The organism is Enterobacter cloacae complex sp. IR5384 (assembly GCF_049237265.1).
Taxonomy (GTDB): Bacteria; Pseudomonadota; Gammaproteobacteria; order Enterobacterales; family Enterobacteriaceae; genus Enterobacter; species Enterobacter cloacae.
The window spans coordinates 62,695-78,211 of sequence record NZ_JBMKHJ010000009.1; the positions used below are offsets into that span (position 1 = coordinate 62,695).

15 protein-coding genes are annotated in these 15,517 nt (G+C 57.1%); 12 read left to right on the forward strand and 3 right to left on the reverse strand.

Annotated elements, in window-relative coordinates:
* Positions 1-9 precede the first annotated feature (9 nt).
* Both ACOTX3_RS10170 and ACOTX3_RS10175 read right to left on the reverse strand, forming a co-directional pair.
* Entirely contained in the window at positions 10-894 is an 885-nt protein-coding gene (locus ACOTX3_RS10170) for a dihydrodipicolinate synthase family protein (RefSeq protein WP_058678510.1), read from the reverse strand.
* 14 nt (positions 895-908) lie between these two features.
* The gene (locus tag ACOTX3_RS10175; protein ID WP_058678509.1) at positions 909-2,057 is read right to left on the reverse strand and encodes an iron-containing alcohol dehydrogenase; all 1,149 of its coding nucleotides are present in this window, start codon (positions 2,055-2,057) and stop codon (positions 909-911) included.
* Between the two features lie 173 nt (positions 2,058-2,230).
* On the opposite strand from ACOTX3_RS10175, the gene dtnK reads away from it, so the two are divergent.
* From dtnK to ACOTX3_RS10195, 4 genes are all read left to right on the forward strand, one after another.
* Positions 2,231-3,448 (forward strand): D-threonate kinase, encoded by a 1,218-nt coding sequence (dtnK, locus tag ACOTX3_RS10180; RefSeq protein ID WP_058678508.1) that lies wholly within the window; start codon positions 2,231-2,233, stop codon positions 3,446-3,448.
* Positions 3,441-4,427, forward strand: coding sequence for a D-threonate 4-phosphate dehydrogenase (locus ACOTX3_RS10185; RefSeq protein WP_127869260.1), 987 nt, complete (start codon positions 3,441-3,443; stop codon positions 4,425-4,427). The genes dtnK and ACOTX3_RS10185 overlap by 8 nt, the downstream gene beginning before the upstream one ends.
* Position 4,428: 1 nt before the next feature.
* Positions 4,429-5,190: a DeoR/GlpR family DNA-binding transcription regulator gene (locus ACOTX3_RS10190; RefSeq protein WP_029883777.1), complete on the forward strand. Its 762-nt coding sequence runs from the start codon at positions 4,429-4,431 to the stop codon at positions 5,188-5,190.
* An 83-nt stretch (positions 5,191-5,273) separates the two neighbouring features.
* Positions 5,274-5,756, forward strand: coding sequence for a GNAT family N-acetyltransferase (locus ACOTX3_RS10195; protein ID WP_045294042.1), 483 nt, complete (start codon positions 5,274-5,276; stop codon positions 5,754-5,756).
* Here ACOTX3_RS10195 and ptrR read toward each other — a convergent pair.
* Complete coding sequence (gene ptrR, locus ACOTX3_RS10200) at positions 5,710-6,588, reverse strand: putrescine utilization regulator PtrR (RefSeq protein ID WP_013096613.1); 879 nt, start codon at positions 6,586-6,588, stop codon at positions 5,710-5,712. The two genes, ACOTX3_RS10195 and ptrR, sit on opposite strands and share 47 nt — an antisense overlap.
* Positions 6,589-6,687: 99 nt before the next feature.
* Between ptrR and sad the strand changes: the two genes are divergently transcribed.
* The 8 genes from sad to ACOTX3_RS10240 all read left to right on the forward strand — a co-directional run bounded on the left by sad (position 6,688) and on the right by ACOTX3_RS10240 (position 15,479).
* The gene (gene sad, locus ACOTX3_RS10205; protein WP_127869261.1) at positions 6,688-8,076 is read left to right on the forward strand and encodes a succinate-semialdehyde dehydrogenase; all 1,389 of its coding nucleotides are present in this window, start codon (positions 6,688-6,690) and stop codon (positions 8,074-8,076) included.
* A 116-nt stretch (positions 8,077-8,192) separates the two neighbouring features.
* On the forward strand, positions 8,193-9,782 hold the full coding sequence (locus tag ACOTX3_RS10210) for a methyl-accepting chemotaxis protein (protein ID WP_058678506.1): 1,590 nt from the start codon (positions 8,193-8,195) through the stop codon (positions 9,780-9,782).
* Positions 9,783-9,846: 64 nt separating this feature from the next.
* On the forward strand, positions 9,847-10,773 hold the full coding sequence (glsB, locus tag ACOTX3_RS10215; protein WP_013096610.1) for a glutaminase B: 927 nt from the start codon (positions 9,847-9,849) through the stop codon (positions 10,771-10,773).
* Complete coding sequence (locus ACOTX3_RS10220) at positions 10,773-11,129, forward strand: DUF4186 domain-containing protein (protein ID WP_013096609.1); 357 nt, start codon at positions 10,773-10,775, stop codon at positions 11,127-11,129. The genes glsB and ACOTX3_RS10220 overlap by 1 nt, the downstream gene beginning before the upstream one ends.
* A 112-nt stretch (positions 11,130-11,241) precedes the next feature.
* Entirely contained in the window at positions 11,242-12,681 is a 1,440-nt protein-coding gene (locus tag ACOTX3_RS10225) for a GGDEF domain-containing protein (RefSeq protein ID WP_058678505.1), read from the forward strand.
* A gap of 176 nt (positions 12,682-12,857) precedes the next feature.
* The gene (locus tag ACOTX3_RS10230; protein WP_058678504.1) at positions 12,858-13,850 is read left to right on the forward strand and encodes a sensor domain-containing diguanylate cyclase; all 993 of its coding nucleotides are present in this window, start codon (positions 12,858-12,860) and stop codon (positions 13,848-13,850) included.
* Between the two features lie 53 nt (positions 13,851-13,903).
* Positions 13,904-14,869 carry a sensor domain-containing diguanylate cyclase gene (locus ACOTX3_RS10235; RefSeq protein ID WP_013096606.1) on the forward strand — a complete coding sequence of 322 codons (966 nt, stop codon included), beginning with the start codon at positions 13,904-13,906 and terminating at the stop codon, positions 14,867-14,869.
* Positions 14,870-14,951: 82 nt separating this feature from the next.
* Positions 14,952-15,479, forward strand: coding sequence for a GNAT family N-acetyltransferase (locus ACOTX3_RS10240; protein ID WP_127869262.1), 528 nt, complete (start codon positions 14,952-14,954; stop codon positions 15,477-15,479).
* Positions 15,480-15,517: the final 38 nt, after the last annotated feature.

A 15,517-nucleotide genomic window follows, 5' to 3' on the forward strand; every position in this document is an offset into this window, starting at 1 on the left:
CAACGCCGTTTAGCTAAGTGACGTTGTCACTATCTGGCGAATCTGTTGGCACTGCTGCTCGCTAAACGCCACGGCATAGCGACTCTCTCCGACATCCTCGCCCATGATTTGCAGGGCCTTTTTAACCGCGGCAGGGGAAAACGCCACGCTGTACAGCTCGGTACGCAGTCGGGTGACGCGCTCCTGCGCCTGCCGGGAACCTTCAACATCACCCGCGTTAAAGCGTGACCAGATGGCGTTGATCGCCGCTGGCGCCACGTTTGCCAGCCCGGAAATACAGGCTGAACATCCCTCGACGAAGCCCTGATGGATCAGTGAATCTGGTCCGTTCAGCACGTCGAACCCGTCAATGTCGCTTACCGCGTTGAGAAAACCGCGCAGGCTTTCATAGCTCCCGGCACTGTCTTTAATACCTGAAATGTTGGGGTGTTCGGCCAGCGCCCGTACCGTGGTGGGCTCAAGGGTGTTGCCGGTCCGCGCCGGAATGTTGTACAGAAAGACCGGTACGGTTAGCGCGTCAGCGACGGCGGTGTAGTGTGCGATGAGCTCAGACTGTTTCAGCGGTACGAAGTAAGGGGTGATGACGGAAACCGCATCCACACCCAGCGCGGCGATCTGTTTTCCCAGCCGGATGGTGTCGCGGGTGGAGATTTCGCCAATATGCGCCACGACGGGCGCGCGTCCGGCGACGGTTTCCACACAGGTCCGGGTGACCGCGATTTTTTCCGCTTCGTTCAGGACAAAGAACTCGCCGTTGGTTCCGCCGCAAAAAATGCCGTTTCCGGCGTCCAGCTGCCGGGCAACCTGCCGCGTTAAGCCGGGAAGGTTGAGTTCACCTTCCGCGTCAAAGGGGGTGACGATGGCCGTCAGCACGCCCTTGATGTTGTTACGCATTTCTTACTCCTTGACTATGCATGTTCAGGAAACAGTGTCCGGTAAATCGCCTGCACCTCGTCGTGATTCACCTGACAGGGGACATTGTTCATTAACCGTTTAACGTTCAGGGCGGCATCGCTCAGGGAAGCGATGTCTTCGCGCGGCACGCCCAGGGACTCAAGGTTGTCCGGCAGGTTGAGCCGACGAACCAGCGCGGCAAAGTACTCCACCAGCGCGTGAGATTTTTCGTCATCGGACAGGCTGCTGTCCGCGCCTGGCACGAGATCCCACACCTGCGCAAATTTTGTCACGCAGTGGGGACGAACCACCCTCATGCAGGGCGCCAGAAGAATGGCGTTGGCCACGCCGTGCGGCAGGTGATATTTCCCGCCAAGCGGATAAGACAGGGCGTGAACCAGGTGTGTGCCGGCATGCGCAATCGCGACCCCGCCGTAATAAGAGGCCCACAGCATTTCCAGCTTTGCCAGCAGGTTGCCCGGCTCAGCGCAGGCCGTTTCGATGTTCTTCAGCAGCTTAGCGAGCCCGGTCAACGCCGCGTTATCGCTGACCGGGTTGGCGACCGTGGCGGTGAAGCACTCAATCAGATGGCACAGGGCATCGATGCCGGTGGAGGAGGCAATATGCGTGGGCATGCTGGTGGTCAGTTCCGGCAGCAGGGCGACGTAATCGGGCAGCAGGACCGGAGAGATAATACCGACCTTCGTGTTTTGCTCCGGTATCGCCAGAATAGCGTTCGGCGTGGCTTCTGACCCGGTTCCGGCGGTGGCGGGGATCAGAAGTGAGGAGATACGTGCCACCGGTTTTACCCCTGCCAGCAGGCTGTCCAGCCCCGGTGACAGCGGGTGACAAAGCACGGAGAGCAGTTTCGCCACATCCAGTACGCTGCCGCCGCCGATCCCAACCACGACATCAAACGATCCGCTGTTTAACCCCGCGAGCAACTGGCTGACATCGTGGTGGGAGGGTTCAGGCGGCACCGTGTCAATCACCGTGACGCGGCGGTTGCCCTCTTCAAGAATTGAACGGATCTGTGTTGCCGCCTCCAGACGCGCAATGTTGCCGTCCGTAACCAGCAAGAGCTGCGCGTTATCGGTGAGTAATGGCCTGATGGCGGCGAGCGCATTTGCGCCGCTAATAATGGTGCTGTTGAGGGTTACCACGCTTTTCTCCTGTCTTTGTGTCCATGATTAAATTCGCTCAATTAAGACGCTTCATGGTCATCGTGTGGCTAAATTTATATTTTATTCGCAAACTGATTAACTTGATCTTGCTCACATATAATCAATCATGATTGAATATAATCATTAACAGGAAAAACGAGCCCGGAGTGGGAATGAAAGAAAACAACCTGTTCAGAGACGTCGTTGTCGTTGCAGATGACTTTACCGGGGCAAACGATGCGGGTGTCAGCCTGACGCTAAGCGGTAAGAAGGTCAGCGTGGCATTCCACACCCCCTTTACCCAGCCGGTGGATGCACTGGTTATTAATACCGATTCCCGTGCGCTGCGGGCAGCAGAGGCGGCCGAAAAAGTGGCCGTACTGGGGGCGGATATTGCGGCTGCGCACTGGCTCATCAAAAAGATTGATTCCACGCTGCGCGGCAATGTAGGGGCAGAAACAGGCGTCCTTAAGGCAGTAAGCGGCAAACGGCAGGTGATTGTGGCGCCAGCGTATCCCGCGGCAGGGCGGATCACACGTCACGGCAGGTGTCTGGTGAACGGCATTCCGGTGGATGAAACCGAATTCGCCAGCGATCCGAAAACGCCCGTCCCGTCTGCCACGATTGCTGACCTGTTTACCGACGTGAGTTGTCAATCCGTGACGGCAAACACGCTGGCAGCCGAACTGGCGCAGGGAACGGAGTGGCTCATCGTCGATGCCCAGTGTGACGAGGATCTGGACGCCATTATTGCCGCCGCGCTGACCTGCCCGCAGACACCGCTGCTGGTCGGGTCTGCCGGGTTATGTGATGCGCTGGCACGCCATCTCGCCCCCGTGAAGCGTCAGCAACTGCTGGCGGTGGTGGGATCAATGAGTGAGATCGCTCAACGTCAGATTGCGCTGGCCGCTGCAGAGCCTGCGGTTTCGTCGGTATTTATTGATGTTAATGATGTGCTGAAGGGGGAGACGGCGAACGCGCTCATGCGCATCACGCAGGTCCTGAAGGCGGGCCGTCACTGCATCGTTCATACCTGCCCGGACCATGAGGCGCGACATCAGGTTGAACGGCTTTGCGCGCAGTATCAAATGACCCGGACCGAACTGGGTGAAACGATCTGCGCCTTCCTGGGAGAGATTACCCGAGAGGCACTGACGGCATGTCCGCCGGATGCGTTGTATGTCTCAGGCGGCGATGTGGCAATGGCCGTCGCCAGTGCGCTTGATGCGCAAGGATTTGAAATTACAGGGCGCGTCGCAGGATGCGTCCCTTACGGCAAATTTCTGGGTTGTGCCTGGCACCAGCCGGTAATGACCAAAGCAGGGGGCTTCGGAAAAGAAGAGACGCTGCTTGAGGTGTTGCATTTTATCGAGGAGAGACTGAGTGACTAACATTATTGCTGTAACCATGGGTGACCCGGCGGGCATTGGCCCGGAGATCATTATCAAATCCCTCACCGGGAGCGAATTAACGGGAGCCCCGGTTGTCGTGGTGGGCTGTGCCCTCACGCTCAGGCGGGTGCTGGATGATGGGATTGTGGGGCAGGCTGACATCCACATCATCAAGCAGGTCAGCGAGGCCCGTTTCGCACCCAACGTGATTAACGTGCTGGACGAACCGCTGGCCGACCCTGATGCCCTGAAGCCCGGCGTGGTCCAGGCTCAGGCGGGGGATTTAGCCTATCGCTGCGTGAAGCGCGCGACGGAACTGGCGATGGCGGGGGACGTAAAAGCGGTTGCCACGGCGCCACTGAATAAAGAAGCGCTGCATCTGGCCGGACATCACTACCCCGGGCATACCGAGCTGCTGGCCCATCTGACGCACAGCAAAGACTACGCTATGGTGCTGTACACCGATCGGCTGAAGGTCATTCATATCACGACCCATATTGCGCTGCGTAAATTCCTTGATACGCTCAATCAGGATCGGGTAAAAACCGTCATCGGCATTGCGGATACCTTCCTGAAGCGGGTGGGCTTTAGCACACCTCGTATTGCGGTCGCGGGCGTGAACCCGCATGCGGGAGAAAATGGCCTGTTTGGCGATGAAGAGATCACGATTGTTGGCCCGGCCGTTACAGCGATGAAAGCGCAGGGGGTCAACGTCACCGGACCGTGCCCGCCGGATACGGTATTTATGCAATGCCACGAAGGAATGTATGACATGGTCGTTGCGATGTATCACGATCAGGGGCATATTCCGCTAAAATTGCTCGGCTTTTACGACGGGGTGAATATCACCGCCGGATTGCCGTTTATCCGCACCTCTGCAGACCACGGAACCGCGTTCGATATTGCATGGACCGGTAAAGCCAGGTCGGAGAGCATGACGGTGTCTATTCAGTTGGCTATGCAAATTACACGGGAATAATATGAAGGGATATAACCGGTTAGAGCAGATAATGGATTACCTCAAAGGGCACAACCTGGTCACGGTGGATCAGCTGGTGGCGATCACCGATGCCTCGCCGGCGACGATCCGCCGCGACCTGATTAAGCTTGACCAGGAGGGCGTCATCAGCCGAACCCACGGCGGCGTTACTCTTAACCGGTTTATTCCTTCCCAGCCGACCACGTCCGAAAAAATGCAGCGCAGTCTGGCAGAAAAACATGCCATCGCCAGCGCGGCCGCGAGCTTTGTGAAAGCGGGGGATGCCATTGTGCTGGACGCAGGTACCACAATGATTGAACTCGCGCGTCAGCTCACGCATTTGCCGCTTCGCGTCATCACCAGCGATCTGCACATTGCGCTGTTTCTCTCTGAGTTTAAACAGATTGAAGTGACGATCATTGGCGGCCGTATCGATGATTCGAGCCAGTCCTGTATTGGTGAGCACGGGCGTCGGCTGTTGCAGAATGTCTGGCCTGATGTGGCTTTTGTCAGCTGTAATGGCTGGGATATTACCCGCGGTATCACGTCGCCTACGGAAGAGAAGGCCGCGCTGAAGCGGGATTTAATAGCCAATGCAAAACGCCGGGTGCTGCTGGCAGACAGCTCTAAATACGGTGCCTGGTCGCTGTTTAATGTGGCGCACCTGAACACCCTGACGGATATCGTCACCGACAGCAGGCTGGATGAAGCGGCCCGGACCCAGCTGGAACAGCTTGAGACCCGCCTGACGCTGGCGTCATGACATAAGTTAAAACTATGAAGTCCGAACAGATGGCAGACGCTATGTTGAAGCCTGGCCTCACAAAAAAAAGCAAGGAGCCTGCCATGTATTCCATTACCTCTGAATCTGCCCGACATCCGGACATCCTCAAGCTGATCGCGGCGCTTGACCGTTATCAGAGCGAACTCTATCCCGCTGAAAGCAATCATCTGCTCGATCTGGCTGCGCTGCCTGAAGCCTCGCTTATCCTGATGATCATTCGCGACCCGCAGCTGCAGGCCGTGGGATGTGGCGCCGTGGTGCTTAATGGCGACGGTACCGGGGAGATGAAACGGGTCTATATCGATCCGGCCCATCGCGGGCAACATCTGGGCGAGAAGCTGCTTGCTGCCCTTGAGGATGAAGCCCTGAGTCGTCACTGCCACACCGTGCGCCTGGAGACAGGGATCAAGCAACACGCCGCCATTCGCCTGTATGAACAGTGCGGATATGAACGCCGTCCGGCGTTTGCGCCGTATGTCGACGATCCGCTGAGCCTGTTTATGGAGAAGGCTCTGGTTGTCGACGTTCGTTTAGCAGCGCTATAAACGCTTCGAGCTGGCGGGTCATCGCCCCACGACGCCACACCAGCCAGGTGGTCAGCCAGCGCCAGTTCTCCGCCAGCGGCCACGCTTCTACCTGATGATGCCCCGGCATGCTCTCCAGCATGGAGCGGGGCATTAACGCAATACCCGCCCCTGCAATCACGCAGGCGAGCATACCGTGATACGACTCCATCTCATGGATCCGCCCGGGCGTGGCGCGGTCTGCGTGAAACCAGCTTTCCAGATGACGTCGATACGAACAGTTTGCGCGAAACGCGTAGACGTCGCTGCCGCTTACCTGCGCGGCGCGCGTCACCTCCGCATGTCCGGCGGGGGTGACCAGCATCATCTCTTCCCGGTAAACCGGCATGCCTTCCAGCTCCGGGTGTGAAAGTGGCCCGTCGACAAACGCCGCGCTTAAGGTGCCTTCCAGAACGCCGTCAATCATCGTTCCGGACGGGCCGGTAGAGAGCGCGAACTGAATGCGCGGATAGCGCTGGTTAAACGCCGCCAGACTTTCCGGGATCCGCACAGCGGCAGTGCTCTCCAGGGCGCCAAGGGCAAATAACCCCTGCGGCTCATCACCGGCGACGACCATGCGCGCCTCGTCAACCAGCGCCAGGATCTGCTTGCTGTAGCGCAGAAAGTTGTGCCCGGCGGGAGATAAGCGCAAACGCTGGCTCTCCCGGATAAACAACTCAACGCCGAGATCGGCCTCAAGCTGACGGATGCGGGTGGTGAGGTTAGACGGAACGCGATGCACCTTCTGCGCCGCCTGGGTAATGCTGCCGGTCAGGGCAACGGCGTTAAACATTTCAAGCTGAGTTAAATCCATAGCATTCTCGATTCGTGAATAAGGTGGTTAGTATTATTCATTTTTAAGAAATAGCAGAGTGGGCCACAATCAATCAACCGATATTACGTGGAGAACATCATGACTTATTCATCTGCTACGCATGCCCTCTCTGTTAACCCGGCGACAGGCGAGACGCTGGCCGCCTATCCCTGGGCCACATCCGAAGAGGTCGAACAGGCAATCACCCTGGCTGATGCCGGTTTTCGCCAGTGGCGAGGGGAAAGCGTCTCTCACCGGGCACAAAAGCTGCGCGACCTGGGGGCAGCACTGCGCCAGCGTGGGGAAGAGATGGCGCAAATGTTCTCCCGGGAAATGGGCAAGCCGATTGTGCAGGCGCGGGCGGAAGTGGCCAAATCTGCGGGTCTGTGCGACTGGTATGCGGAACATGGCCCGGCGATGCTGCGTGCGGAGCCCACGCTGGTGGAAAACCAAAACGCGGTCATTGAATACCGTCCGCTGGGGCCTATTCTTGCGGTGATGCCGTGGAACTTCCCGCTCTGGCAGGTACTGCGCGGTGCGGTGCCGATCCTGCTGGCAGGTAACAGCTATCTGCTCAAACACGCACCGAACGTCCTGGGTTCTGCAGAGCTGATTGGGCAAATCTTTGCTGATGCCGGTATTGCGCAAGGCGTCTTTGGCTGGGTGAATGCCACCAATGATGGCGTGAGCCAGGCGATCAACGATCGTCGTATTGCAGCGGTCACCGTCACCGGTAGCGTGCGTGCAGGTGCGGCGATAGGGGCTCAGGCGGGAGCGGCGCTGAAAAAATGCGTTCTGGAGCTGGGCGGCTCCGATCCGTTTATCGTGCTGAATGATGCCGATCTGGATCTGGCCGTTCGTGCGGCCGTCACGGGACGTTATCAGAACACCGGGCAGGTTTGCGCGGCGGCAAAGCGCTTTATTATCGAAGAGGGTATTGCCGATGACTTTACCCGGCGTTTTGTTGCGGCGGTTACGGCGCTGAAGATGGGAGCACCGGATCGGGAAGAGAATGATATTGGCCCGATGGCGCGTTTCGATCTGCGTGACGAACTGCATCAGCAGGTGCAGGCCACCCTCGCGGAAGGGGCCACGCTGCTGCTGGGCGGCGAGAAAATCAGCGGGGAGGGCAACTATTACGCGCCAACCGTGCTGAGCCATGTCACCCCGACAATGACCGCCTTCCGTCAGGAGCTGTTTGGTCCGGTTGCGGCGATTACGGTGGCGAAGGATGCGGAACATGCCCTGCAGCTTGCCAACGACAGCGACTTTGGTCTCTCTGCCACGGTGTTTACCGCCAACGAAGCGCTGGCCGGAAAATTCGCCCGCGAGCTGGAGTGCGGCGGGGTGTTTATCAATGGCTTTAGCGCCAGTGACGCGCGCGTGGCCTTTGGCGGCGTGAAGAAAAGTGGTTTTGGCCGTGAGCTTTCCCACTTTGGTTTGCACGAGTTTTGTAACGTGCAGACGGTGTGGAAGAACAGAGTGTAACCGCCATCCTTACAGAGGCCCCGACGACGAGGGCCTCTGTCATTTCTCTGCAATGGTTCTGTCATTTTCGTTTCGTAGACTCGCACGCGTCTAACGTCTTGTTACTGAAGAAAATTATGAACCTAACGCAAATTTATCGTCGTATTGCGCAGCGCATTATCCCCCGCCAGTTTGGTCTGCTGACCGGTATCTTTTGTATTATCGGCCTCTTTTCCGCCCTGCAACTCTCCTCGTCGTTCCTGCTCAATGCCTCCCTTAAGGAAGCGCAACGCAACGAGCAGCAAAACCTGCTGGCGTACCAGCAGCAGAGCAAGCTGGATCTGGCTCGCGTTTCCCTGCTGGCCGCAAGCGATCTGCTTAACCGCTCCGGCGTCTGGTTTATGCAGGATAAAGAGACCGGCTCCGAGGGCAGCTGGCACAGCCTGATGGACGACGCGCAAAAGGCGCTGGCCGTTTCGCAGCAGGCGTGGAATGCCTGGCTGGCGCTTAATCCGCCAAAAGATGACGCCCTGGTGAACAGCTATCAGCTTTTTTACGGCGCGATAAAAGAGCAGGCGGAAGGGCTGGTGAAAACCAACACCATCGATGCGTTTTTTGCCGTGCCAGCGCAGGCGTTTCAGACCGACTTTAATGACAACTATGCCCGCTATCAGCAAGCAAGCGAGAAGCAGGCGCTCAAAGGGCGTCAGTCATTGATTGCGCAGCTCTCCGGTCTGCAAACGCTGTTCCTGCTTGCGCCTGTTCTGTTGCTCGCTATTGCGGTTGCCGTCTGGTTCGGGATGTCCCGGTGGGTAATTACCCCGTTGCGGCGCTTGATTGCGCATATCAACCGGCTGGCCGCGGGCGATCTTTCCGGTACCCCTCCTGGCGTGATGCGTTTTAACCGTGAAATTGCGCAGCTCAGCGACAGTATTGCCACCATGCAGAACGGGCTACAGCAGCTGGTGACCCAGGTCAGCGATGCGACCACCGCCATGGTGGAAAACATTGGCGCACTGGCGCAGGGCAATCAAAAGCTGTATCACCAGTCGGCGCGTCAGGCCAAAGAGCTGGAAGACGTGACGGCGCATATCGCGACTCTGGAAACCCACGTAGAAGGCAACACGGGCTATGCGAAGCTTGCCAGCTCGCGGGCGGATGAGGCGCGCCAGGCCGCGGCGGGAGGGGATCTGATGATGTCGACCGTCAATGCGTCGATGCAGGCGATCGTCGACCGATCCTCAGAGATGCGGGGGATCGTGGCGATGATCGACAGCGTCGCGTTTCAGACCAACATTCTGGCGCTGAATGCGGCAATTGAAGCGGCTCACGCGGGAAACCAGGGGCGCGGGTTCGCCGTTGTCGCTCGTGAAGTGGGGCTGCTGGCGAGGAAGAGCAGCCATTCGACGCAAACCATTCAGGAGCTTATCAACCGTTCCCTTCAGGGGATCGAAGATGGGTCACGGGCCGTTAACCGTCTGGAAGATAACCTGCAGCAGGTGACGGGGCTGGTGGGAACATTAAGCAGTTTGCTGAATGAGATCTCCGCGGCCACGCTGAGTCAGGGGGAGAGTATTCATCAGATGACGCGCCAGCTTCAGGCGCTGAATCAGGTGTCGCGGCAGACCGACAGCCTTGTCTCTGACGCGTCCGATGCCTCTGAGCGCCTGCACAAACAGTCGGATCTTTTATTGCAGGCGGTTTCGCGTTTTCGTCTCAGTGCCTGACGCAACACATAAGCGTCTGTTATACTCGCAGCCCGTTTTAGCCTGAGGGCAAGGAGCAAAGAGAGTGGCTGCGGTCATCCATAATGAGATGCTGGACGAGATTCTGGCGCAGGTTCGTCCGTTACTTGGAAAAGGAAAGGTTGCCGACTATATTCCGGCCCTTGCCTCGGTCAGCGGGAATAAGCTGGGAATTGCAATTTGTACGATAGACGGTCAGCGTTACCAGGCCGGTGACGCCACGGAACGTTTTTCCATCCAGTCTATTTCGAAAGTGCTGAGTCTGGTTGCGGCCATGCGACAGTACGAGGAAGAGGAGATCTGGCAACGGGTGGGTAAAGATCCCTCCGGGCAGCCGTTTAACTCTCTGCTACAGCTTGAGATTGAACAGGGTAAACCGCGTAACCCCTTTATCAACGCCGGGGCGCTGGTGGTCTGCGATATGCTGCAAAGCCGTCTCAGCGCGCCACGCCAGCGCATGCTTGAAATTGTTCGCCAGCTCTCAGGCGTTGACGATATTGCTTATGATTCAGTGGTCGCCCGTTCGGAGTTCGAGCACTCTGCGCGTAACGCCGCCATTGCCTGGTTGATGAAATCATTCGGCAATTTCCATAATGATGTGGCGACCGTACTGCAAAACTATTTCCACTACTGCGCGCTGAAAATGAGCTGCGTGGAGCTGGCGCAGACCTTCCTGTTCCTTGCTCATCAAGGGCACGCACCACATCTCGATCAGGAGGTGGTTTCACCTATGCAGGCGCGTCAGGTCAATGCCCTGATGGCGACAAGCGGGATGTATCAGAACGCGGGCGAATTTGCCTGGCGCGTCGGTCTTCCGGCCAAGTCGGGCGTCGGGGGTGGGGTGGTTGCCATTGTACCGCATGAGATGGCCATTGCTGTCTGGAGCCCGGAGCTGGATGAGACGGGTAATTCACTGGCCGGTGTGGCGGTTCTGGAGAAACTGACCCAACGCCTGGGACGTTCTGTTTACTGATGTCTGACCTGGATCCTCTTTTTTCTCGCCTGGCGCGATCGACCTTTCGGTCGCGCTTTCGCTTAGGCACAAAAGAACGACAGTACTGCTGGGACAAAGGTGCCGATACCATTGACCAGCATGCTGCCGACTTTATTGCGAAGCGTCTTGCCCCCGCGCACCCCGTCAACGACGGTAAACAGACCCCCATGCGCGGCCATCCGGTGTTTATTGCCCAGCACGCGACCGCCACCTGCTGTCGCGGCTGTCTGGCGAAATGGCACAACATTCCGCAAGGTGTTCAGCTCACCGCGCAGCAACAGCACTATATCGTCGGCGTGATCCACCACTGGCTGGTGTTGCAGATGAACGCCTGATGTTGATGGGTGCTGATCCTGTTGTAATTGTGTTATAGATGCACGCTATGAGATCCCCCGCGTGGTGACGGGTCAGTTAGTTGCCATAAGTTATTATATGGAATGATATTTAATGCGTTCAGACCCCGCTGCCTTCACGCTTTTTCGCCCTGAATCGCCGCTGCGTAATGCGGCGGGTATCTTTATTCTCACCACCTTGTTCTACTTTATCGGTGCGGAATTACGTCTGGTCGAAGCCTTGTCGCTGTTCTGGCCGCTGAATGGCGTGATGGCGGGCGTCTTTGCCCGTTTTACCTATCTCAATCGCCTGCATAACTACGCGGTGTCGTACGTCGCCATGCTGATGTACGACGCGGTCACCACCAACTGGGGAATGGCCTCGGTGGTCATCAACCTGTCGAATATGGTCTTTATCGTCGTTGTCGCATTGCTGGTGGTGCGTGATAAACGGTTGATGAAGAAAACCCCCGATCCCATTAATGCGCTGCGGCTGTTCAATTATTGTCTGATCGCCGCCTTATTATGTGCGCTGCTCGGCGCGACCGGGTCGGTGGGGATCGACAGCCATACCTTCTGGCCGCTGTTTGCCGACTGGTTCAGCGAGCAGTTCTCAACCGGCGTGCTCATTTTACCCTGCATGCTCACGGTCAGTATGCCGACGCGGGCATTCAAACTGCGTCTGGAGCAACTTTTACCGGTCATTGCGCTGATTGTCTCGGTGATGGCATCGGTGGTGATTGGCGGGGCGGGAAGCCTTGCCTTTCCGCTGCCGGCGCTGATCTGGTGTGCGGTCCGCTACTCCTTGCCCGCGACCTGTCTGCTGACGTTTCTGACCGGCGGTCTGGAGATCGTTCTGGTCGCTAACTCCATTATCAATATCGCCGTGGGCACGCCGCTCTCTACCCCGATGATGTTCTCCGCACGGCTGGGGATTGCCACCATGGCGATCTGTCCGGTTATGGTCTCCGTCAGTATGGCGGCCATTAATTCGCTCATCCGTCAGGTGTCGTTGCGCGCGGATTATGATTTTCTGACCCACGTTTATTCACGCTCCGGGCTCTATGAGGCGTTAAAGCGGGAAGAGGCGCAGCGGCAGACACGTTTTCTGACCGTGATGCTGCTGGATATCGATTACTTCAAAAGCATCAATGATAACTATGGGCATGAGTGTGGCGACCGCGTGCTGGCCGGGTTTGCCCGCGAGGTCCAGCAGGTTGTCGGAGACGATGGTATGGTGGCGCGTATGGGCGGAGAAGAGTTCGCGGTTGTGGTGAACACCGGTGACGCGCAGCACGGCTTTGCGCTGGCGGAACGTATCAGACTCACCATTGCCGCTCATCCGTTTACCTGGCGCCAGCAAACGCTCTATCTTACCGTGAGTATTGGTCTCGGGAGCGGGAAGGCGGCGTCGTGGCAGTTGACCGAAGTCTTCAACAGGCTGATGGCCGAAGCAGACGATCATCTCTATCGTTCCAAAAAAGCGGGGAGAAATCGCACCAGTGCGCGTGTGTCAGACGATCCCATTACCCCGGCCCCGGAGAGTGAAACCTGAGCGCAGCCTGCATTCTGCCGGGGATGAATCATAACGAATAGCAGATAAATTGCTTGCTAGGTATTTTTAACGTCAATAAGATACCGCAAGAAAGCTATCGGAAAATTCGCAGAATGAATGCAGCTGACAAACTCAGTAGACCCTCTCGTGTACCAGGAAGCCGGTTTGTCAAACGTATGTATCTGATGCGTATTCTCGGCACGTTTCTCTGTTTTATTCCCATCCTCTCTGTGCTGATTGAACAGAATCGTTCAATCTGGCTGATGTGTTTGCTGGCGTTGAACGCGTTTATCTGGCCTACGCTTGCCTGGTATCGGGCGCGAAATTCGGCCATGCCGCTGGTGACTGAGCATCAGAATCTGGTGCTGGACGCCGGGGCGGGGGGATTCTGGATCGCCATGATGGCGGTTAATCCGCTGCCGTCGGTGGTCATTGCCACCATTATGCTGACCGACCGGCTCTCGGCAGGGGGCGTTACGCTGATGAGAAAGGCGGCCATTACCATGGTGGGCTTTTTTTTGGTGACCTGGCTGACGCAGGGAATGGCGGTGGATATGTACGTTTCGCAGCGCACCATGTTTGCCACGCTGCCGCTGATTGCAATTTATCTGCTGGCACTGAGCATATTAACGGACAGCATTGCGCTGCGCCTGCGGATCAAGAGCCGGGAGCTTGAGCGGATCGCGATGATGGATCCGCTACTGGATATCGCGAACCGACGGCTGCTCGAAAAGCGGATTGACCACGAACTGAATAAACTGCGCCAGACGTGCCGGGAATCGGCCCTGATGTTCATCGATATCGACAATTTTAAAGACGTTAACGATCGTTTTGGTCATAAGGTTGGGGATGCATTGCTGGCGGCCGTCTCGCAAATACTGCATTTGTCGACACGCCCGAACGATACCCCCGCACGCCTTGGCGGTGATGAATTTGTGGTGTTGCTGCCGGATACCACCCTTGAAGAGGCGCAAGTTGTCGCCAGACGCATTATGGATGCGGCTGCAATGAAAAAGGAGGTGGCTCAGGAGACGGTGCATTGCACGCTCAGCATCGGTATCGCCTGTGCCACGCGAGAAATGATAAGCGTAACCGACTGGCTACAGGCCGCGGACAACGCCCTGTACCGCGCCAAGCGGGACGGTAAGAACAGAATATTCGCGCACTGACAATGTCTCTGTTTAGGCTACGCTTTGAGTAACGCTTTGCGTCAGGAGACGTTATGAAAACACCTGCAACCCCAGCAAATGAAATGGAACGTCTGAACTCGCTGCGCGAGTCAGGCCTGCTTGAGATCGACAGTTCCCCGGCGTTTGACCGACTGACACGTCTGGCAAAACGCTTCTTCCAGGTTCCCCTGGCGATGGTCAATCTTATTGATGAACACTCGCTGATTGTGAAGTCGGCCGATGGTCAGGCGCCTGACACCGTTCCGCGTAATATCTCGTTTTGCGGCCATACGATCCTCAGCGAAGCGCCGCTGGTGGTTGCCGATATGCGTCAGGACGATCGATTTGCCGATAATCCGCTGGTGGCCGGTGAGCCCGGCGTAAGGTTCTATGCCGGTTTTCCACTGCGTTTACGTGACGGGGCGAGCGTGGGATCGCTGTGCCTGATTGATTATTCTCCTCGTGAATTTTCCGCAGCCGATCTTGCCGTGCTGGGCGATCTGAGCGCACTGGCGGAAGACGAGTTTGCTGCCGTCAGCGCGGCGACAACCGATGAATTAACCGGTCTGTTTAACCGTCGGGGCTTTAACCAGCTGCTCCGGTTCACGCTCTCCGTAGCCAGACGCCGGGCGGAGCCGTTAACTCTGGGCTGGCTGGATCTGGATCGCTTCAAAGAGATTAACGATCGCTACGGACATGAAGAGGGCGACAACGCGCTGAAAGTGATGGCGGAACTGATGCGCACCTCTTTCCGTGAAGCGGATTTGCTGGTTCGCTTTGGCGGCGATGAGTTTGCCGTGCTGTTTGCCGATACCGACGAGCAGGGGGCCTGGATTGCCATGCAGTATCTGGCCGAGCAGGTTGAACAGTACAATGCGCGCAGGCTGCATCCCTGGTCACTCCATTTTTCCTGGGGGCTGAGCGAGTTCGATCATAACGGCAACGATCTGCAGCAGTGGATGAAAGACGCGGATGAAAAAATGTATGCCATGAAGCAGCAGCGCAAGCGCGCAACATGACATAACAAAAGCCTATGTCTGATGTGATTGCGTTACGTAAATGTTAAATGCACAGTGAGCGTATTCAACGTAAGGAAAACCCATGAATACCTCACTGCAGATCAAAACCCTCACCCGGGACGATATTCTCACCCACCTCGATGCGCTGGCCGATATCTTTGAAAATTGTGTCAGGGGCGGCGCTTCCGTCAGTTTTATGTTGCCATTCAGTACCGATAAAGCTCGTGCTTTCTGGCAGGATATTGCCGGGAGCGTAGAGCGTAACGAACGCGTTGTGCTGGCCTGCATCGATTCTCAGGATGGAGTGATTGGCACCGTGCAGCTCATTACCGATCAGCCGGAAAACCAGCCGCATCGTGCCGATGTGGCAAAGCTGCTGGTGCATGAAAAAGCGCGTCGTAAAGGTGCCGCGATGGCGCTAATGGAGGAGCTGGAAGTGCAGGCCAGAGCAAGAGACATCTCGGTGCTGGTGCTGGATACCTCAACCGGCAGCGGAGCGGAGATCTTCTACCAGCGTGCTGGCTGGCAAAAAGTGGGGGAGATCCCGCGTTATGCGCTAATGCCGGATGGCGCGATGACTGCCACATCGGTCTTCTATAAGTTCTTGTGATTATTTCCCTCAATGACGTGATGAATTGATCAAAAGCG